At 48.9% G+C, this 20046-nt stretch carries 19 protein-coding genes; 13 read left to right on the top strand and 6 right to left on the bottom strand.

The annotated features are described in order from the left end of the window. Positions 1-27: 27 nt before the first annotated feature. Entirely contained in the window at positions 28-522 is a 495-nt protein-coding gene (locus BJP58_RS32310) for a C40 family peptidase (RefSeq protein WP_071218205.1), read from the bottom strand. 268 nt (positions 523-790) lie between these two features. After that, positions 791-1435 carry a thiamine diphosphokinase gene (locus BJP58_RS32315; protein ID WP_194542076.1) on the bottom strand — a complete coding sequence of 215 codons (645 nt, stop codon included), beginning with the start codon at positions 1433-1435 and terminating at the stop codon, positions 791-793. 136 nt (positions 1436-1571) lie between these two features. Here BJP58_RS32315 and BJP58_RS32320 point away from each other — a divergent pair, with 136 nt between their 5' ends. Then, positions 1572-2219, top strand: a complete 648-nt coding sequence (locus BJP58_RS32320) for a trimeric intracellular cation channel family protein (RefSeq protein WP_194545140.1) — start codon at positions 1572-1574, stop codon at positions 2217-2219. Between the two features lie 80 nt (positions 2220-2299). Next, positions 2300-2764 (top strand): low molecular weight protein-tyrosine-phosphatase, encoded by a 465-nt coding sequence (locus tag BJP58_RS32325; protein WP_071218203.1) that lies wholly within the window; start codon positions 2300-2302, stop codon positions 2762-2764. On the opposite strand, the gene BJP58_RS32330 is transcribed toward BJP58_RS32325, so the two are convergent. After that, the gene (locus BJP58_RS32330) at positions 2759-3037 is read right to left on the bottom strand and encodes a hypothetical protein (protein WP_194542077.1); all 279 of its coding nucleotides are present in this window, start codon (positions 3035-3037) and stop codon (positions 2759-2761) included. The two genes, BJP58_RS32325 and BJP58_RS32330, sit on opposite strands and share 6 nt — an antisense overlap. Positions 3038-3071: 34 nt before the next feature. Beyond that, complete coding sequence (locus BJP58_RS32335; protein WP_071218202.1) at positions 3072-3800, bottom strand: alpha/beta hydrolase; 729 nt, start codon at positions 3798-3800, stop codon at positions 3072-3074. Positions 3801-4056: 256 nt separating this feature from the next. Here BJP58_RS32335 and pdhA point away from each other — a divergent pair, with 256 nt between their 5' ends. The 8 genes from pdhA (at position 4057) to BJP58_RS32375 (ending at position 14802) form a co-directional block, all read left to right on the top strand. Then, positions 4057-5124 carry a pyruvate dehydrogenase (acetyl-transferring) E1 component subunit alpha gene (gene pdhA, locus BJP58_RS32340; RefSeq protein WP_113056870.1) on the top strand — a complete coding sequence of 356 codons (1068 nt, stop codon included), beginning with the start codon at positions 4057-4059 and terminating at the stop codon, positions 5122-5124. Between the two features lie 149 nt (positions 5125-5273). Beyond that, entirely contained in the window at positions 5274-6251 is a 978-nt protein-coding gene (locus BJP58_RS32345; protein ID WP_071218200.1) for an alpha-ketoacid dehydrogenase subunit beta, read from the top strand. Between the two features lie 29 nt (positions 6252-6280). Then, positions 6281-7600 (top strand): dihydrolipoamide acetyltransferase family protein, encoded by a 1320-nt coding sequence (locus BJP58_RS32350; RefSeq protein WP_194542078.1) that lies wholly within the window; start codon positions 6281-6283, stop codon positions 7598-7600. A 3-nt stretch (positions 7601-7603) separates the two neighbouring features. Then, positions 7604-9019, top strand: coding sequence for a dihydrolipoyl dehydrogenase (gene lpdA, locus BJP58_RS32355; RefSeq protein ID WP_009589200.1), 1416 nt, complete (start codon positions 7604-7606; stop codon positions 9017-9019). A gap of 201 nt (positions 9020-9220) precedes the next feature. Beyond that, positions 9221-10015 carry a thymidylate synthase gene (gene thyA / locus BJP58_RS32360; RefSeq protein ID WP_071218198.1) on the top strand — a complete coding sequence of 265 codons (795 nt, stop codon included), beginning with the start codon at positions 9221-9223 and terminating at the stop codon, positions 10013-10015. 61 nt (positions 10016-10076) lie between these two features. Continuing rightward, positions 10077-10565: a dihydrofolate reductase gene (locus tag BJP58_RS32365; RefSeq protein WP_194542079.1), complete on the top strand. Its 489-nt coding sequence runs from the start codon at positions 10077-10079 to the stop codon at positions 10563-10565. 341 nt (positions 10566-10906) lie between these two features. Then, positions 10907-12394 (top strand): glutamate synthase subunit beta, encoded by a 1488-nt coding sequence (locus BJP58_RS32370; RefSeq protein ID WP_194542080.1) that lies wholly within the window; start codon positions 10907-10909, stop codon positions 12392-12394. Between the two features lie 116 nt (positions 12395-12510). Continuing rightward, complete coding sequence (locus BJP58_RS32375; protein WP_194542081.1) at positions 12511-14802, top strand: type IA DNA topoisomerase; 2292 nt, start codon at positions 12511-12513, stop codon at positions 14800-14802. Between the two features lie 69 nt (positions 14803-14871). Here BJP58_RS32375 and BJP58_RS32380 read toward each other — a convergent pair whose 3' ends face one another. Together BJP58_RS32380 and BJP58_RS32385 are read right to left on the bottom strand one after the other, a co-directional pair. Further along, positions 14872-15609 carry an HAD family hydrolase gene (locus BJP58_RS32380; protein ID WP_194542082.1) on the bottom strand — a complete coding sequence of 246 codons (738 nt, stop codon included), beginning with the start codon at positions 15607-15609 and terminating at the stop codon, positions 14872-14874. A 16-nt stretch (positions 15610-15625) separates the two neighbouring features. Beyond that, positions 15626-16543: an ArsR/SmtB family transcription factor gene (locus BJP58_RS32385; RefSeq protein ID WP_194542083.1), complete on the bottom strand. Its 918-nt coding sequence runs from the start codon at positions 16541-16543 to the stop codon at positions 15626-15628. A 129-nt stretch (positions 16544-16672) separates the two neighbouring features. On the opposite strand from BJP58_RS32385, the gene BJP58_RS32390 reads away from it, so the two are divergent. The 3 genes from BJP58_RS32390 to BJP58_RS32400 all read left to right on the top strand — a co-directional run bounded on the left by BJP58_RS32390 (position 16673) and on the right by BJP58_RS32400 (position 20044). After that, positions 16673-17854, top strand: coding sequence for an MFS transporter (locus BJP58_RS32390; protein WP_194542084.1), 1182 nt, complete (start codon positions 16673-16675; stop codon positions 17852-17854). 83 nt (positions 17855-17937) lie between these two features. Continuing rightward, positions 17938-18657 carry a phosphonate ABC transporter ATP-binding protein gene (locus BJP58_RS32395; protein ID WP_100536497.1) on the top strand — a complete coding sequence of 240 codons (720 nt, stop codon included), beginning with the start codon at positions 17938-17940 and terminating at the stop codon, positions 18655-18657. Between the two features lie 145 nt (positions 18658-18802). After that, entirely contained in the window at positions 18803-20044 is a 1242-nt protein-coding gene (locus BJP58_RS32400) for a hypothetical protein (RefSeq protein ID WP_233354820.1), read from the top strand. The last annotated feature ends 2 nt before the right edge of the window (positions 20045-20046 follow it).

Below are 20046 nucleotides of genomic sequence, written 5' to 3' on the forward strand. Positions count from 1 at the left end.
CATAGTAACAATGGAGTAATTAAACTACTACAGTACGCGACGAGCTTTCAGGTAAGTTTTGCTCCAGTTGCCAGAAAGGCTGGAGATGGTTACGCCAGGCTTGCCGTAGGTGTGCAAAATTTTGTTGTTACCCATATATACGGCAACGTGAGTCACGTTTCGGCCATTTGCACGGCTTCCGCTCGAGAAGAATACCAAATCGCCGGCTCTCAGGTTCGATTTCGATACCGCTTTACCCACTTTGGATTGAGCAGCAGATGTACGAGGCAGATTCACGCCGTATTTTTTGAAGATATGCTTCATAAAGGAAGAGCAATCAAATACTCTTGTAGTGGATGTAGATGCTCCGAATTTATAAGGTGTTCCCATATATTGTTTACCGAAGTTAACGACTCGAGTTCCTGTGCTTACCGATGCTGCTTCTACAGGAGCTGGTGGTGCAACAGTAAGAACTGCCCCTACACCCAAAGTTGCGCTCAAGCTGATTACTACGGCCTTCTTAATCCAATGCTGTCGATTCATGTTGTTATTACCTCCAAGCAGTTTTGTTTTTTGCGATGAACCGAGTATATCAGATTTGAAACCGACTATATTTTGGTTAATCGGCGCAAACCCTTGGGCCGCATGAAATGAAAGCGGATTATTAAAATATCATTAAAAGTTACAAAATATTAAGAAATGAGTGCAGTCGATGAGTTGGGAATGAGAAAAAACCCTTGATAAACAAGGGTTTTTAGCGATGGATTTGATTGTTAACATTACCGTATCAAAGATGACAAAATAGTAACGATTAGCGGTCCTTACTCTGAATAATAAGGAGCAGACCGCCTTCGATCCGGACCGTCCCTTTGTCCTCAGCCAGCTTATTGCTGACTCCTAGTGACTGCCCCAATCGCAATGTGGCGTCGTGGAGCGGGTACTCGAATCCTTCGAGATAAATCCCGGTAACTTCCGTAGTCAGCGGCAGCAGGGAGACATATGTAAACCCTTTGTTCTCGACAATGCAGCTGGAGCCTGTCAGGGTAATAAAATTGTTCTCATCTAATATAGAACACGGAATATGATGTTGGAGTCCGCGAATCAGCATGTGGATATTAGCCAGCGTGTGATCGAGGCGTGTCCCTGTTGCTCCCAGAATCATGATGGATTCGGGGGAATGCTCCAGTGCCAGCTCGAAGGCAAGCTCGGTGTCGGTTAAATTTTTATCGATCGGATCACAGTCAATCACCTTGCCGCTATTGGAGCGTATTCGATCCATCTGTTCTGGCGGAATGGAATCGAAATCTCCAACGGACAGGTCGGGTTTCATCCCATGTTCAATCAAGTAGAGGGCTCCGCGATCAGCCCCTATAATGAAGTCCCCGTTTTGAACCTCATCCAGGAATCGTGGTGACAACTCCCCACCTGTAAAGATCAGGACGCGAGTATGTTTCATTATAATTCCTCCTTTTTCGAGAGAATTGTCATTGTATTCTAGTATAGAGCAGTTTTCATGCTTGCACAATTTTAATAGGCACGGCTACAATGTAGTATGTAAATTGACGGGGGAGCGGGGGAACTGAATTTTGGACATGCATGTGTTTGACGTATTCAGTATCATTGGCACCATTGCGTTTGCCATGTCCGGAGCTTTTGTAGCTATGGAAGAGGAATACGATATTCTGGGGGTTGTGGTATTAGGTTTAGTAACAGCCTTCGGCGGGGGTATTATAAGAAACGTACTGATCGGCGTGCCGGTTACCACCTTGTGGGGACAGGGCGATTTAATCATGCTCGCGATGATTTCAGTATTTGTAGCGTTTGTGCTGCCGCTCGGCTTGATTCAGCACTGGAAGAAAACGGAGGCGCTGTTCGATGCGATCGGACTATCTGCCTTTGCGATTCAAGGGGCTCTATATGCTACGCAAATGAATCACCCCATGAGCGCGGTGATTGTGGCTGCTGTGCTTACCGGAAGCGGCGGGGGAATGGTCCGCGATTTATTGGCAGGGCGGAAGCCGCTGGTACTCCGTGATGAGATCTATGCGGTGTGGGCCATGATAGCAGGGGTCGCCATCGGCCTTGGCGTGGCCACCAAGACTTGGGAGCTGCTTACTCTGTTTGTAGTGGTGATTGTATTCCGGATGCTGTCCGTGCTTTATAAATGGAGACTGCCCAGAAGGTCGCTGCACGAAGGCCATCCTACAGCAGCCAGTGGAAAAAAAGTCAGTTCAGGTTAATGGATGGTAGGTAACGTCATGCATGAATTAGAATTTCCTCGTGAAATGACGATGAATTATAGCGTGAAGGAGAGAGGATTATGGTATCCGTCTTGTTTGTATGTTTGGGCAATATCTGCCGCTCGCCGATGGCGGAAGCGGTGCTGCGACATAAAATTGAACAGCGTGGACTGCAGGATAAGATCAGCGTGGATTCTGCCGGCACAGGAGATTGGCATATCGGAAGCGTTCCCCATGAAGGAACCCGAAAGCTGCTGGACAGCTGGCAAATCAGCTACGAGGGAATGGTCGCCCGCAAAGTGGTAAGCCAGGACCTCGTCAAGTTCGATTACGTTATCGGCATGGATGATTCGAATGTGACGAATTTGCGCAAGCTAGCGGGAGGCGACCAGGCCGCGATTCTGAAGTTTATGGATTTGCTCCCTGATGAAAAGCTGCGCGAGGTGCCGGATCCGTATTTCACTGGAAATTTTGATGAAGTGTATCGTCTTATTGATGCGGGGTGTGACATCTTACTGGACAAAATCATGAAAGAAAAGCTATAATCGATTCGAACAAGCGGTGAGTCTACCGCTTTTTTGACGAGAATAATTGAAAGCGATACCAAGAAGAACGGGCTGCTGAACATAAAAGATGAACAATGCACATTCCAGAAAAAATGCGCGGTTGTTCATCTTTTTTTGAAGTGAAGCAACAAAGAGCGCATAGCTTGCGCTTCCTGTTGCATCATAGGTATTCTTTTTTGCCAACAGCTTTAAAGCGTAACTCGTAAAAAGTCCCCAGTGGGACAGGCCATGAACTTTGCTGTAACAGGTCATTTAGATAAGCCAACGGATTTTGCCAATCAATCGATTAATCCAGGAAGTACATAAGAGCAGCAGGGAGCTCTTTTTGCCAGAATCCCCAAAGGTGACGGCCGTCTTTTTCAAGATAAGATATGGTGGCACCCCGTTCTTCCAGCAACGCCTTTGTTGAACGATTCAATTCAACGAAGTTATAGACACCTGTATCGGTTGCATAGTTGTCTTCTTGCAAGCCTACAATCATATAGATGTCGAGCCAGGACAAATCTTTCTCTTCTCTGATCATATTCTGGGACTTCTCATAGAAGGCGCCGGACAAGCTGATGATTCGGGTGAAGAGATGCGGGTAACGCAAGGCTAGATGCACGGATACGCTTCCGCCAAGGGAGTCGCCGGCGAGTACTCTTTCGGCAGGCTCTTTGCGCACAGGATATTTTTGTTCGACGAAGGGAATAATCTCTTCGGCGAAGCAGGATAGGTAAGCGTCGAACCTGTTGCCGAATGGCGCGTACTCCTCGGTGCGAACTTTGGTGTTCACTTCCACGCCTACAATGATGAACGGCTCCACGCCTTCTTCGAGAATGAGCTGGTTGGCCCAAGTCGCGATGCGACCAAAATTGAAGAATTCCTCTCCATCCTGACAGTACACGACGGGATAGCTGAGAATTTCATTGTATCCGGGAGGAAGGTAGATGCGCAGCGTTCGATTCTCCTGCAGAAACTGGCTTTCAATCACTTCTTTTACGATGGTTCGCTTCAATAAACGTTCATTCGTCATCATTCGTCACCTTTTTCGGGTTAGTTTTTGAAATGCGGTAAACAATAAGTTAAAATTACCCTGACATGTTGAAGTTGGCTGCTGTTCTATGATGTTTGTCATACTGTTATAGTATTATCCACAAACTGTTATACATACAAACGTTAAGAAATGTGAAATTTTATCCCGTATTTCTTTGACGAATGGAGTAAAACAGGTGTATAATAATTCTATAACAGCGGAACTTGATATTCAAATATTTATTGAGGTGAAAAAAATGACCAAGGTTCCTTATGAAGTATATACCGAGGAAGTCGATACTCTATCTGTACTTTCCCCGGATGGCAAAATCGTAAACAAAGATCTTCTGCCTGAATTGTCAGACGATCAACTGAAAGAAATTATGTACCGTATGGTATTTACCCGTACTTGGGACGACCGTGCCGTAAATCTCGGCCGCCAAGGACGTCTCGGTTTCTATGCTCCTGTATCCGGTCAAGAAGCAACGATGGTAGGTAGCGAATTCGCGCTTGAGAAAGACGACTTTGTCTGCCCGGGCTACCGTGATATGCCGCAAATCGTATGGCATGGACTTCCGCTTTATCAAGCATTCCTCTATTCCCGCGGACATCAGCATGGCGGACAAATTCCGGAGGGTGTTAACGTATTGATGCCTCAGATCATCATTGGCGCGCAAATCTTGCATGCTATGGGTATCGCTATGGGTTACAAACTGAAGAAGCAAAAACAAGTGGTTATTACGTATACCGGTGACGGCGGCTCTTCCGAAGGCGATTTCTACGAAGGCTTGAACTATGCAGGTGTGTACAAACTGCCGGTTATCTTCTTCGTGCAAAACAACGGTTATGCCATCACGACTCCATTCTCCAAGCAGACTGCAGCATTGTCGATCGCACATAAAGCTGTAGCAGCTGGTATCAAGGGTGTTAAGGTTGACGGCATGGACGTCCTCGCTGTGATCAAGGCCGTTCGTGATGCTGCAGAACGCGGCCGCAATGGCGAAGGCGCAACGCTTATCGAAGCTGTGACATACCGTTTCCGTCCGCATTCCCTGTCTGACGACGCTTCGAAATATCGTACGAAGGAAGAAGAGGGCGAGTGGAACGAGAAGGATCCGATCGCACGTCTTGCGAAGTACCTGGAAGCAAAAGGCCTCTGGACAGAGGAAGATACAGCTCGCGTGAAAGAAGAAGCGAAAGCGAAAGTCAACGAGCAAATTAAAAAAGCAGAACAAACGGAAAAAATGACAGTACCTGGTTTGATCGACAGCATGTTCGAGCAAACGCCGAAGCATCTGGAAGAGCAGAAAGCTGATTTCCAATAAAAATGACGGCCGATGATTGTCAAAGGTTTGATCCTGGATAATCATCTGGTTTTGTCATGGCGGCATCAGGTCGGTTTTTGAACGTTTTGACATCGATATATACACTGGAATTTTTAGTGAACTGTATTTCTTAAGGAGGAAATGAAGCAATGGCACAAATGAACATGAAAGAAGCGATTCGCGACGCCATGCGCGTTGAATTGAGCCGTGACCCTAACGTTGTCATCTTCGGTGAAGACGTAGGTAATGTCGGCGGTGTTTTCCGGGTAACGGAAGGCCTTCAAAAAGAATTCGGGGAAGAGCGCGTATTCGATACACCGCTGGCTGAGTCCGCTATTGGCGGTTTGGCGGTAGGTCTCGGTATTCAAGGCTTCCGTCCGATCGCTGAAATTCAATTCGTTGGATTTATCTTTGAAGCGCTCGACCAAATCGTCGTTCAAGCAGCGCGTATGCGTTACCGTTCCGGTGGACGTTACAACTCCCCGATCGTATTCCGTACGCCATTCGGCGGCGGGGTTAAAGCGGCTGAGCTGCACACCGATGCACTCGAAGGTTTGATCACGCAAACCCCGGGTATTAAAGTTGTAGTACCTTCCAATCCTTATGATGCAAAAGGACTCATGATCGCAGCAATTCGCGACAATGACCCTGTGTTCTTCATGGAGCACTTGAACCTGTATCATGCGTTCCGCGCTGAAGTTCCTGAAGGTGATTACACGGTTGAGCTTGGTAAAGCTAACGTGGTTCGCGAAGGAACCGACGTTACGATTATCGCATATGGTTTGATGGTTCATACCGCAACGAAAGCGGCGGACGAACTTGAGAAGAACGGAATCAAAGCGGAAATCATCGACTTGCGCACGATCTCTCCAATCGACATCGATACTGTGCTTGCTTCGGTTAAGAAAACCAACCGTGCCATCGTGGTTCAAGAAGCGCAAAAATCTGCAGGCGTAGCCGCAGAAGTTATCGCTCAAATCAACGAGAAGGCGATTCTGCACCTGGAAGCTCCAGTGCTTCGTGTGACTCCGCCGGATACCGTGTATCCATTCGCGCAAATCGAGGACACTTGGTTACCTACTCCAGCACGTATCGTGGATGCCGTCAATAAAGTAATGAATTTCTAATAGCAGCAATTTCTAGGGAGGTTTTTCAGTTGGCAAAATTTGAATATCGTTTTCCAGAGCTGGGTGAAGGTCTGCATGAAGGTGAAATCATCAAAATGCATATCAAGCCAGGCGACAAAGTAACAGACGACGACATCATCATGGAAGTACAGAACGACAAGGCGGTCGTAGAAGTTCCTTGTCCCGTGAACGGTACGGTTCAAGAAGTTTTTGCCAAGGATGGTCAAGTATGCCGTGTCGGTGAAGTGGTAGCTATCATCGATGCTGAAGGCGACATTCCTGAGCAAGAGGCTCCTGCTGAAGAGCAGTCTGCGCAAGAAGCTGACGCAGCTAAAGGCAGCGCGGATACAACTTCTTCCCCGGCTCAAGATGCACCGGCTGACGCTAAACAAGGCGGAAACGGTGGAGCAGCTGCTCCAGCAGCACCTAATCGTGAAGTTCTGGCTACACCTAGCGTGCGTAAATTCGCTCGTGAGCAAGGCGTAGACATTGCACAAGTGCAAGGTTCTGGCAACAACGGTAAAGTGACTCGCGAAGATGTTGAAGCCTTCAAGAACGGTGGAGGCCAAGCAGCAGCTCCAGCGCAAGAAGCGGCTTCCGAAGCGAAAGCAGCTCCTGCAGCAGCATCCACAGCGGTGGACACTCGTGCAGAAGAAGAGCGCGTACCATTCAAAGGTATCCGTAAAGCGATCTCGAACGCTATGGTTAAATCGGCTTACACAGCTCCTCACGTTACGATCATGGACGAAGTGGACGTAACCGAGCTGGTAGCGTTCCGTACCCGCATGAAACCGATCGCTGAGAAGAAAGGCACGAAAGTTACGTATCTGCCATTCATCGTTAAAGCACTCGTTGCGGCTAGCCGTCAGTTCCCGGCTTTGAATGCGATGATCGACGAAGAAGCGAACGAAATCGTGTACAAAAAATACTACAACATCGGTATCGCTACGGATACAGACAACGGTCTGATCGTACCGGTTATCAAAGATGCGGATCGTAAGAGCATTTGGATGATCGCTGACAGCATCCGTGATCTGGCTGCTCGCGGCCGTGAAGGCAAACTGTCTCCTAACGAAATGAAGGGCAGCACGATTTCCATCACGAACATCGGATCTGCAGGCGGCATGTTCTTTACGCCAATCATTAACTTCCCAGAGGTTGCTATTCTCGGTACCGGCCGCATCAGCGAAAAGGCGGTTGTGAAGAACGGCGAGATTGTAGCAGCACCTGTTATGGCATTGTCCTTGAGCTTTGACCACCGTATCATCGACGGCGCAACGGCTCAAAACTTTATGAACTATATTAAACAACTGCTCGCTAACCCTGAGCTGCTTGTTATGGAGGTGTAACTAATGGTAGTTGGAGATGCTTCTTTAGATATTGATACTCTAGTCATTGGTGCTGGTCCTGGTGGTTATGTGGCGGCGATTCGTGCCGCCCAACTGGGTCAAAAGGTTCTGATCGTTGATAAATCGGAACTCGGCGGTGTTTGCTTGAACCGTGGTTGTATTCCTTCCAAGGCTTTGATCGCTGCAGCTCATCAGTTCGAGTCCGCTAAGCATGCCGATGCATTCGGTATTTCCGTGGAGAACGTAACGGTTGATTTCGCGAAAACACAGGAATTCAAAAACGGCGTTGTCAAAAAAATGACTGGCGGCGTAGCCGGTTTGCTGAAAGGCAACAAAGTGGAAGTTTTCAACGGCGAGTGCATGTTCATCAACGAAAACGAAGCGCGTGTATTCAATGATCATGAATCACCGCGTTACCGCTTCAAGAACTGCATCATTGCTACAGGTTCCCGTCCAATCGAACTGAAGCCATTCCCGTTTGGCGGACGCATCCTGTCTTCTACCGAAGCATTGAACCTGCCTGAGGTACCGAAGAGCATGATCGTAATCGGTGGCGGCTACATCGGTGCCGAGCTTGGTCAAATGTACTCCAAATTCGGTTCGAAAGTAACGATCATCGAAGGTCTGGACAGCGTTTTGGCTGGCTTTGACAAAGACATGACAAGCCTCGTTACGAAAAACATGAAGAAAACCGGTATCGAAATTATCACAGGTGCTAAAGCTGAAAGTGCCGAGCAAAACGATAAAGAAGTTACCGTGAAATACTCCGTGAATGGCGAAACCAAAGAAGTAACAGCAGATTACCTGCTGGTTACGGTTGGCCGTCGTCCGAACACGGACGGAGAGCTTGGCCTGGATCTGATCGGCCTCGATATGGATGAGCGCGGATTTGTGAAAGTCGACCATCAAGGACGCACAAGCATTCCTCATATCTTCGCGATCGGGGATATCGTATCCGGTCTGGCGCTTGCACACAAAGCTTCCTATGAAGGTAAAGTGGCTGCTGAGGCCATTTCCGGAATGCCGTCCGTCGTGGATTACAAATGTATTCCAGCCGTTGTGTTTACGGATCCAGAATGCTCCAGCGTAGGTTACACCGAAGCTCAAGCGAAGGAAAAAGGCCATAAAGTGAAAGCAGGCAAATTCCCTTACGCAGGTAACGGACGTTCCGTATCCTTGAACCATCCGGAAGGCTTCGTGAAGATCGTAGCTGAAGAAGGAACAGGACTTATTCTCGGAGCGCAAATCGTAGGTCTGGAAGCTTCCAACCTGATTGCAGAGCTCGGTCTTGCTATTGAGATGGGCGCTACGCTTGAAGATGTAGCCTTGACCATCCATGCGCATCCGACGCTTGGCGAAATCGTAATGGAAGCAGCGGAATTGGTTATGGGTCATCCGATCCACATCATCGCCCGTTAATCCAAACGACTTTCGTTTTTTCGAGTCATTATATATTCGGCCAGGAGGCAGAGAACGCGCAGGCGGTTTTCTGCCTCCTGTTTTTTTATGTGGATGCCGCAAGCGATATCCGGCCTCTTTCGGCAGGGTTATTTTAAGCATCCCAATCATTCCACGAACATGGTAGACTGTTGATATGAGATTCTAGTGAGGTGACTATACATGAAACAATACTTGGAGCTGCTGCAAGACATTCTTGATCATGGCGTAGAGAAAGGGGACCGCACGGGGACGGGAACGTTATCCGTATTTGGAAGACAGCTGCGGTTTGACCTTTCTAAAGGCTTTCCTCTGATGACAACCAAGCGGATTCACTTAAAATCGGTGATACACGAGCTTCTGTGGTTCTTAAGCGGGGAGACGAATATCCGGTATCTAAAAGAGAACGGCGTGCGGATATGGGACGAATGGGCAGATGAGAACGGCGATTTGGGACCGGTCTACGGCTCGCAGTGGCGAGCGTGGGAAACGCCGGATGGACGCCATATCGACCAGATTGCCAACGTCATCGATTCGATTAAAAACAATCCCGACTCCCGGCGGCATATCGTCAGTGCCTGGAACGTGGCAGAGATCGACAACATGAAGCTGCCTCCATGCCATTTTGTATTCCAATTCTACGTGGCGGGCGGGAAGCTCTCCTGCATGCTTACCATGCGTTCCGTGGACAGCTTCCTCGGGCTACCGTTCAACATTGCGAGTTATGCACTGCTTACCCATATGGTTGCCCAGCAGTGCGGCCTGGAGCCAGGTGAATTCATCTGGTCCGGTGGCGACGTCCATATCTATTCCAATCATATGGAACAGGTCAGAACGCAGCTTGAACGCGAGCCTTATGAGCTGCCGAAGCTGGTCATCAAGCGCAAGCCGGAGAGCATCTTTGATTATACATTCGAAGATTTTGAATTTGAGGGTTACCAGTATCATCCAACCATTAAAGCGACCGTAGCTGTGTAAATAAACAAGTGGTACCGATATTCGGCGCAATCCATTTGTACAAGGAAGGAGTGACGGTGTAATGATATCGATGATTTGGGCAATGGGCAAGGACCAGGTAATCGGGCTGAACGGCACCATGCCGTGGCGATTGCCGCGGGATATGGCCTTCTTCAAGGAGACGACCCTGCACAAAACGATTCTGATGGGGCGCAAGACCTGGGAGTCCTTTGGCAGCAAACCTCTGCCTCACCGAAAGAATATCGTGCTGACGAGAGACCGAAGTTTCACGCTGACGGACGATCAGGGCATCGTGATCCATGATATAGATGAAGCCCTTCCCTACGCGGAGAACGCAGAGCTGATGGTGATCGGCGGATCCCAGATTTATGAATTGATGCTTCCGAAAGCGGATCGGTTGTACTGCACGTTTATTGATGAAACTTTTGAAGGGGATACGTTCTTCCCTGAAGTGAACTGGGACGAATGGAAAATTATCGAAGAAGTTCCCGGCATAACGGATGAAAAGAACCCGTATGCCTACCGGTTTGTTACGTTCGAACGAAAATAAAGAGCTTGATGACGAGCTTTGAAGGGATAGACATACTCCAATCCATCCATGTTGACAATGTTTTGTTAGTAGGATAATACAAATGATCATGCATATAGTCCATTTAACAGGAGAAAAGCGAAATGCTACTATATTTTTAATGTTTATACAAATCGCTGCTTAAATAGCCGCTAATCATGGGGATTCATGCTCTGATAAAAAATTTTTTAGCATAAATAGAAAAAATAAATCAGACTGAAACCTGTTTCTTGGGTCATCTGAAGATCGATGTCGGATGATTTATGATATGATAAATTGTACATGGTAACCAGCATGGATAGAACGGATGGGGGTAAAGCAGTATGTCTACACCAACAGGATTTATGGAATATCAGCGCCAGCTTCCGGCAGATCGGAGCCCGGCCGAACGAGTTAAAGACTGGGAAGAGTTTCATAAACATTTAGAAGAAGAAGAGCTCCAGACCCAGGGAGCACGCTGCATGGACTGCGGTACGCCATACTGCCATACAGGAATCGATATGCTCGGCGGCACTTCGGGCTGCCCGATTCATAATCTGATTCCGGAATGGAACAATCTTGTATACCGGGGCTTGTGGAGAGAAGCCTTGGAGCGTCTCCACAAAACAAACAACTTCCCGGAGTTTACCGGACGCGTATGTCCTGCTCCTTGTGAGGGTTCCTGCACCGTCGGTTTGATTGGGGAGCCGGTCACGATAAAATCCATCGAGCAAGCGATCATCGACAAGGGCTTTGAAGAAGGCTGGGTCGTTCCCGAGCCGCCGGCGAAGCGTACGGGACGCCGCGTAGCCGTTGTCGGTTCTGGTCCGGCAGGGCTGGCTGCGGCTGCTCAATTGAACAAAGCAGGCCATTCCGTAACCGTCTATGAACGTGCCGACCGTATCGGCGGATTGTTGACTTACGGGATTCCATCCATGAAGCTGGACAAGGGTATTGTTCAGCGCCGTGTAGATCTGCTCGCAGCGGAAGGCGTCGAATTCGTTGTCAACACCGAGATCGGCAAAGACATTCCCGCCAAGCAGCTGATGGAAGACTATGATGCCGTCGTACTGTGCGGCGGTGCAACAAAACCGCGTGAATTCAATATTGAGGGAAGTGACCTCAAGGGCATTCATTATGCGATGGACTATCTGAACGGAACCATCAAGAGCCTGCTGGATTCGGGTCTCGAGGATGGCAACTACTTGTCGGCAAAAGACAAGGACGTTATTGTCATCGGCGGCGGTGACACCGGTTCTGACTGCGTCGCAACAGCGCTTCGCCACGGCTGCAGCAGTGTTACCCAGTTCGGCACGCATAAACAGGCTCCGCTGCAGCGTGATCCGATTGCGAACCCTTGGCCGCAGTTCCCGAACGTGTACACGCTCGATTATGCACACGAGGAAGCCAAAGCGCTGTTTGGCAGCGATCCACGCGAATTCTCCATTATGACCACGAAATTTGTCGGGGATGAAGAGGGCAATCTGAAGGAGCTTCATACCGTTCAAATCGAGCGTATTGTAGACGAAACCGGCCGTAAAGTGTATCAACCGATTCCGGGCACGGAGAAAGTATTTCCTGCTCAAATGGCGTTCATTGCCATCGGTTTTGACGGACCGGAGCATACGCTGGTCGAGCAGCTTGGACTTGAAACGGATCGCCGTTCCAATGTGAAAGCGCCGTATGGCAAATATACGACCAATGTAGATAAAGTATTTGCCGCCGGGGACATGCGTCGCGGACAAAGCCTCGTGGTATGGGCGATCAACGAAGGCCGTGAGGTAGCGCGCGAGGTAGACAAATATTTGATGGGTGCGACCGTACTGGTTTAATCCTTCTCCTAAATATGCTATCATATGAATAGTAGTTAAAAGGACTTCGCGAGAGCGAAGTCCTTTTTGGAGTTAGCCACCGCGCCATGGTTACTCATCGGGGAGGAGAATGTCATTTGAAAACGTTGGTCATTGCCGAAAAGCCGGATATGGGACGGAACATCGCTGCGGTCATCGAGCCGCGGGCCAAGAATAACCGTACATATCTTGAAGGTGAGCAATACATCATAACTTGGGCTATCGGACATCTGGTTGGGCTGGCGGAGCCGGATGCATATGATCCGAAGTACAAACGCTGGAATTTACGGGACCTGCCCATCATTCCGGAGCAATTCAAAATCATCCCGAATCCGAAAACCAAGGATCAGCTGAAGGTCATTGGAGAGGTCGCCAAGCGCTGCAGCCATATCGTAAACGCATGTGATGCGGGACGAGAAGGACAATATATTTTCGCTCTTATCCAACAACAATTAAAATTGAAACAGCCTGTAAAAAGACTATGGATTTCGGATTTAACGGCGGAAAGCATCGCCCGTGGGTTTGCGGAGCTGAAGGATGGGATTGAATTCGAGAATTTAACGCAGGCTGCGCGCGCACGCAGTGAAGCCGATTGGTTGATCGGCATGAATGCTTCGCGTGCCTTTACGACACGCCATCAGACTTTACTGTCGGTTGGGCGGGTCCAGACGCCGGTTCTGGCTCTGATCTATGACCGGCAGAAGGAAATTGAAGCCTTTGAATCGCAAACGTTCTACGACGTGAAGGCCGTGTTCAAGCAAGAGCAGCTGGAGTATACCGGAACATGGCAGGGAGAGCGGCTGACCTCGCAAGAGAAAGCAGAGACGATTGCAGCCAAGGTTAATGGGAAGAATGGGCTCATCACCAAATATGAAGTCAAAGAAACGAAAGAATATCCGTTTAAATTGTATGATTTGACCCTTCTTCAGCGTGAAGCCAATGCCAAATACGGATACTCTGCCAAAAAAACGCTGGATCTTGCGCAAGCATTGTATGAGCGTCACAAGGTCATTTCATATCCGCGTACCAACTCCAATTACGTGAATGAACAGAATATCGAAGGCATGCACAAGGCACTTCACATGTTGAAATCGACCTCCTATGCATCGATGGCGGAAGGAGCGGATCCTAGCCGGGTGCACATGAATAATAAGGCGGTATGCAATCCGCAGCGGGTTGAAGATCACCATGCCATCTTGCCGACGTTAAAGCGTCCGGGCACGCTCAGCAAGGAAGAGCAGCATATTTACGATCTGGTCATCATCCGGTTTCTCTCGCATTTTTACCCGCCGGCCATGTACAAGCAGCATACGGTGCTTACCGAGGTCGAGGGCGAAGCGTTCAAGACGGGAATTAAGGAACTGCTGTCGCTTGGCTGGAAGGTGCTGATTGCCCAGGATAAAGAGCAGAAGAAAGCCAAGTCTTCCAAGAAGGGAAAAGAGGACGAGGAAGAGGAGACCCAGGAATGGAACGACCGTTCCTTTGATCTGTCCCCGGATGAGCCGGTGCACTGCAAGAAATCCGAAGTGAAAGAAAAGGCAACCCAGCCGCCTAAGAGTTATACGGAAGGAACGCTGCTGAAGGCGATGGAAAGTGCCGGAAAATCCATCGAGGATGAAGCGCTTCGGGATGCGATGAAAGACAGCGGGCTTGGAACGCCGGCTACCCGTGCAGCGACCATTGAACGCTTGAAGAAGGTCGGATACATTACGATGCAGGGCAAAAGAATCACGGTTACCCAAAAAGGGAGGACGGCGGTGGAGCTGATCCGTCATGCAGGCGTAGAATTACTTGCTTCGCCTGAGATGACGGGCCAATGGGAACGGCGCCTTCACCAAATATCCAAGGGCGAGGCTTCCGCCGACGTGTTCATGCAAAACGTGCAGAAGTTTACCATTTCGATCATCAATAAGGTATCCTCGCAGCGTCCCGCGCCTTCGTCGCTTTTCGGCGGAGATGAGGACAAGTCCAAAGGAAGAGGGAAGCGAAGCACGGGAAAAGCTGCCGCAGCCCCACGCGACAAGGAAGAACGAGCGGCTAAGCGGATTCCGAAATCCAATGCCGCTGCTTCAAACGATACGTCGTCCGTACGTTCTTCATTAGGCCGATGCCCTAGACCCGGATGTGAAGGGCATATTATTGAAGGGCGCAAAGGTTATGGTTGTGCCAATTTTAAAACCGGCTGCAGCTATGTCATCTGGAAGGAATTTGCCGGTAAACAGGTTTCGCATGCGATGCTGAAATCCTTGCTGCTGCAAGGCAAGACTCAGGTATTATCCTTTAAAAACGAGGACGGCAGCACGTTTAAAGGCAGAATTGTCCTAGCTGCTGAAGGGAACGGAAAGCTTGCTGTTCAGGCAGAGGACTCGAGTGAAGCCGTGAAATCGTGAAACGGCACAGTTAAATAAAAAACCGAGCCCATCAGGGATGCCATCCTTGATCGGTTCGGTTTATTTTGATTAATCTAAATGCTCTTCAATGACTTCGGGCACTTCGGTCAGCGCCGATACGGTATATAACACGTTATGAGGCTCCTGCTTCAGCTCGACCAGGTTATATTGCCATTCGCGCTGCTGTTTGATATAGATGCTGTTGATGCCGGCCGTCAGCGCCGGAACGACATCGGTGCGAAGTGAGTTGCCGATCATCCAGGTATCGGAGCGGGAGAATGTCCCCATCGTGAGGATTTCTTCCAACGCCGCAATATTTTTATGCTGGCGAATGTAGATTCGGTCTTTGAAGTAATCGGCCAGCTTCATTTGTTCGATTTTCCGCTTCTGAATCCGGGTCTCGCCTCCTGTGTAGAGATGGAGACAATGGCCATCTTGCTGGAGCTTCTCGAGCGTCTCAACCATGCCGGGGTAGGCTTCGATTTCCTGCTCATATACACTGAGTCCTAATTCGTAGAGAAGCTCTTCTTCCTTGGGCGAGCTTTCTCTTCCATGAATGCGGCCGAAATAATGATACGTATCGATAAGGGATTGCGGGAAGTTCGCACTTGCAAATCCCAGCTTATCTATGCCGGCTACGTCGACCTCCATCTGCTTGGCTCGGACTTCTTCGGTAGTCAAGCCAACATGTTGAAACCATTCGGTCATCCACTCGAAGTAATCGCCAAGAATCAGATCGAAATATTTGTTGCAATGTATTAATGTGTCATCCATGTCGAAGATAATATGCTGCGATGTTTTACTCATGGTTCACTCCTTCTTACTATGAAAGTCGAATGTATGACTCCAGGAACATCTGAAGTTCGGCAGCCCCATCCGGTCGCAGGCTGAATCTTTCGTTATTCTCGGATTTCAGATGGGAGCGCAGCAAGCCGGCTGCCCTCAAAATCATCAGATGGTGCATCAATTCCTCATAAGGCTGACCCAACTCGGACGCCATTTCGGACACGGCCTTCGGTTCATCGGCAATATATCGCAGGAGACGCAGGCGTTCCGGGTCCGCAAGCGCCTCGGTCATGCGGAGGAGAACCACGGGCGGCTCATCTTCCTCTTCTTCCGGGACATCGATCGGATACTGCAGCAGGAGTACGTTCTCATAGAAGCAATAGGTATTGATCGGCCGGAAATGCGTGCCCGGGAACAAGACTACGTTCTCCTGGGGCACGTCGTCGAGTATAACGCCGCTAGAAGCGTATTCGATTAAATTTTCGTCGTCCATTTTCGGAAGGAGCATTCGCTTCTCTTCGGCATCTTCTTCCAGGAGCTGGTACAGTTCAGGCTCCACTTCCGAGAAGTAGTGCTCATGCCACAACTTCATCAACGGTGTGTAGTTTTCTCGAATTCTAGATGTTTCATCCAGCGAGAGGGACGGCAAGTGCGGCAGCAGCAGGTCATGCAGCTCTTCCACGGCGGAAGATTCGACCCAATTCAGAAAATCCGGGATTTCAATGTGCTCTCCCCGAAGCATGATCAAGGCGTATAACACATCATAATCCGCGAGTGGCCATGAACGGGCTCGACTGAACTGGACACGAACAGGTTGAGGTAATCGCTCGTCCATCTCCGTTATCAGCTGTTTTCCGATATCCAGGTTATCGGTCCATTTCCTTGTTGCATATATCATGAAGCTGCCCAGCAGCTCGTAGACCATAGATACATCGATACTGACTTTATATTTCATTAACGGATACCCTCCCAATTGATGGCATTGTTATTATTATGGCTTGTATGGATTGGGCTTGTCCACTATAATGTTCATCTGACTGTTTAAATTCATCGTTTTTTCACATTAGAGGAGGACTATATTTCAGTGACAGAAGCTGTAACCCCCCGTCAGGGGAGAACTCATTATTTCATTTTAATTGCCGTCGTGGTTGCGGCTGGTTTAAGCCAGGGACTGTTATTGCCGGTGCTGGCTATTTTTTTGGAACGGATGGGCATTTCATCCTCCATGAACGGATTGAACGCGGCGGCCTTATATGTAGGCTCATTTGCGATGACGCTTGTTGCGGAAAGACTTCTCGGCTGGGTCGGTTTCAAAAAACTGATCATTTCGGGACTGGTCCTGGTGATGCTGTCACTGGTCGCCTTTCCGCTGATTCCGAGCGTGGCCGTCTGGTTTGTCCTGCGCGTGCTTGTGGGTATTGGGGACAGCGCACTTCATTATGCGGCACAGCTATGGGTGCTGATGATGTCAACGGCGAAGAACCGGGGGCGAAGCATATCCTTTTACGGCATGTCCTACGGTTTGGGATTCAGTATAGGACCGCTGGGCATTCCGCTGCTAAAGTATGGCGAAGCGGTACCGTTTATAATTCTGGCGGTGCTGTTCTTGTTCATTCTGCTGGTCGTGCTCTTTAAACTTCCGAACCTGAAGCCGGAAAAAAGCGAGAATGGGGAGCAGCAGCCGGCTGGACGATATCTCAAAAGCTACCGCCTGGCCTGGTTTGCATTGATTCCCGCGTTTCTCTACGGCTATATGGAAGCAGGAATTAACAGCAACTTCCCGGTCTACGGTTTAAGAAGCGGATTTACATTGGGCGAAATATCAGCATTGCTTCCTTTTGTCGGCATCGGCGGTCTGGTGTTGCAGCTTCCGCTCGGCATTTGGAGTGATAAATTCGGCCGCAAACGGGTGCTGGCGATTGCCGGTATTGTGGGCGGATGCTGTTTCTTGCTCATTCCCGTGGCGGGAACGAATTTCTGGGCAACCTTAATATTGCTAACGCTGGCCGGCGGACTGGTTGGTTCCTTCTTCTCGCTTGGTTTGGCTTATGCGGCGGATATCCTTCCCAGAGTGCTGCTGCCGGCTGCCAACGTCGTAGCTTCCTTCCATTTTAATGCGGGCAGCATAGCAGGTCCGAATGCCGGGGGCGCCATCATGGAAACAGGGTGGAACGGGGGGATCTTCGTTCTGCTTGGAGGATTGTATATTCTGTTTGCGTGTACGGGATTATGGTTTAAAGTCAAAACTGCATCAACACAGGGATAGAACATCTGTTCTCATGGCAATTGCTTTCGCTTTCTTCTAAACTAGAGAGTAGGAATATGCACTTGACGGGGAGAGACGATAACATGATTAAAGTGGATCGGCTGAAGAAAACGATGGGTCCTGAACGCACACCGGTGTTAAAGGATATCACTTTTCAGATGGAGCACGGGGAAATGATCGGTCTGATCGGTGCTAGCGGAAGCGGGAAAAGCTTGTTAATGAGCTGTCTATCCATGCAGCAAAAATGGGACGGCGGCAAATTAACGATTGATGGCGAAGATATGATGAATCCTGCGGGAAAACGGAGAATTCGCCGGGAATGGGCTTATCTTGAGCAGAACCCGTCCTTGAATGTTAATCGAACGGCACTTAAGAATGTATTGATCGGACAATCCAGCCAGACACCGCTGTGGCGAATGGTAACCGGGATGGTCCGATCTGATGATTATATGGGAGCTATGGATACGATTGAGCACCTTGGGTTGTTGGACAAGGCCAAACGCAAGGCCGGTGAGTTAAGCGGCGGAGAGAAGCAGCGGATAGCTATTGCCCGCGCACTTGTGCATGGTGCCAAGGTGATTTTGGCGGACGAGCCGGTCACGGGACTTGATCCAGCTTCGGCCGAGCATGTATTGAAGACACTTAAAACCTTGTGCGAGGAAGAACGTTTAACCGTATTTACCGTGATACCCTTGGAGCTGGCCGAGAAGTATTGCACCCGGATCATGGGTCTATCCGGCGGAGAGCTGGCCGTGGATGTGACCGGAAGACGTTTAACCCATGGCGAGAAGTCAAGACTGTAATTATCGATCACCAAAAACGCCAGGTGAATGAATAGAAATGAGTTGATACTTATTGAAATATAGAGTGATGCAAGCCCTTTTGGCAGGCTTGTTATTATTGATCATAAGCGGCTGTACGTTTATTCAGGAGGACCCGGTCTCCTTAATGAAGAAACCGGATTTGCCGACGGATAAAGCGACGTTGAATGGCGCCATCCAATCTGCGCTTCTGAAGAATAAGCTGGAAGGCTCCATTGTCCGGCCGCGAAGTGACGTGGATAGCAGTTCAATCCGTATTCATGACTTGGACAATGACGGAATTATGGAAGCTGTCGTCTTCTATCAGACGCCGGACGATGAAGTGAAAATCCATGGCATGATTATGCAGCAGCAAGGCGATACATGGGTGAAGAAGCTTGATTTCGACGGAGAAGGGACGGTATTGGAGTCTTTTGATTTCGTCGATTTTACGAATGACGGCAAGGTCGACATCGTAGCCGGCTTCTCCCGCGGAGACGAGAATCTTCAGAACCTGCTGGCCGTGTATTCATTCTCAGGGGATTCACTCGAAAAAATACCGGCTTTGCCATATTCGAACTTTAATATCGGAGATATGAACGGTGATAAGATCAACGATATTACGGTTGTCTATCTTCAGCAGAAGGAGCTCTCATATATCAGCACCTATCAATACGACAAATTCGAAGATGCCTTTGTCGAGCTGAACAAGCTGGATCTGGGACCCAATATCGAAAGTTATTACAATGTTGTAGCAGGTAAAGTGGCCAAGGACAAAGAAGGTATCATCTTGGACGCTTCGGTTGTGTCTAACTCTTCTTATTCCAAGCTCATCATTATGGAGGATAACCAGTTTATTGACGTCCTCCAGGATGAATTGCTTACCTATAAGGAACTGCCTGTTGAGAGCGAAGATGTGAATGATGACGGTATTCTAGAGTTTGGTGTTCTTACAAGACCAAGCGGCTGGGAAGATCGGCTTATCCTGGATGAGATCCCGTTCTTCACCACGTACTTCCAGTGGGACGGAGAAGTACGGGAGAGCAATGAAAAAGAAGGGCTTCAATTCGTACTCCAGCGGTACTACGATATGAACAATCGCTTCTATCTGGACTTTCCGCCCGACATGTACAATAAGATTACCATCACACCGGAATCCAATAAAAATGCTTATTTAAACTTTGTCATGACCGACACGGGAGAGTCCGTTGCAGAGATTAAATTCTTTTCAACGGCCCAGTGGGGGAAAGCTGAATCCGATTGGGATATTTTGGTGAAGGAGAAGAACCGCGTCATTGCTTATCGCAGTCATGGCGATCTGAAATTGAGTAAAAAAGATAAAAAGCCAAACAGCAATAATGTGGCTCCTATCGAAAGAAAGGGGAACTAGAC

Origin of the sequence: Paenibacillus sp. JZ16, assembly GCF_015326965.1 — a bacterium.
Classification (GTDB): Bacteria; Bacillota; Bacilli; order Paenibacillales; family Paenibacillaceae; genus Paenibacillus_AQ.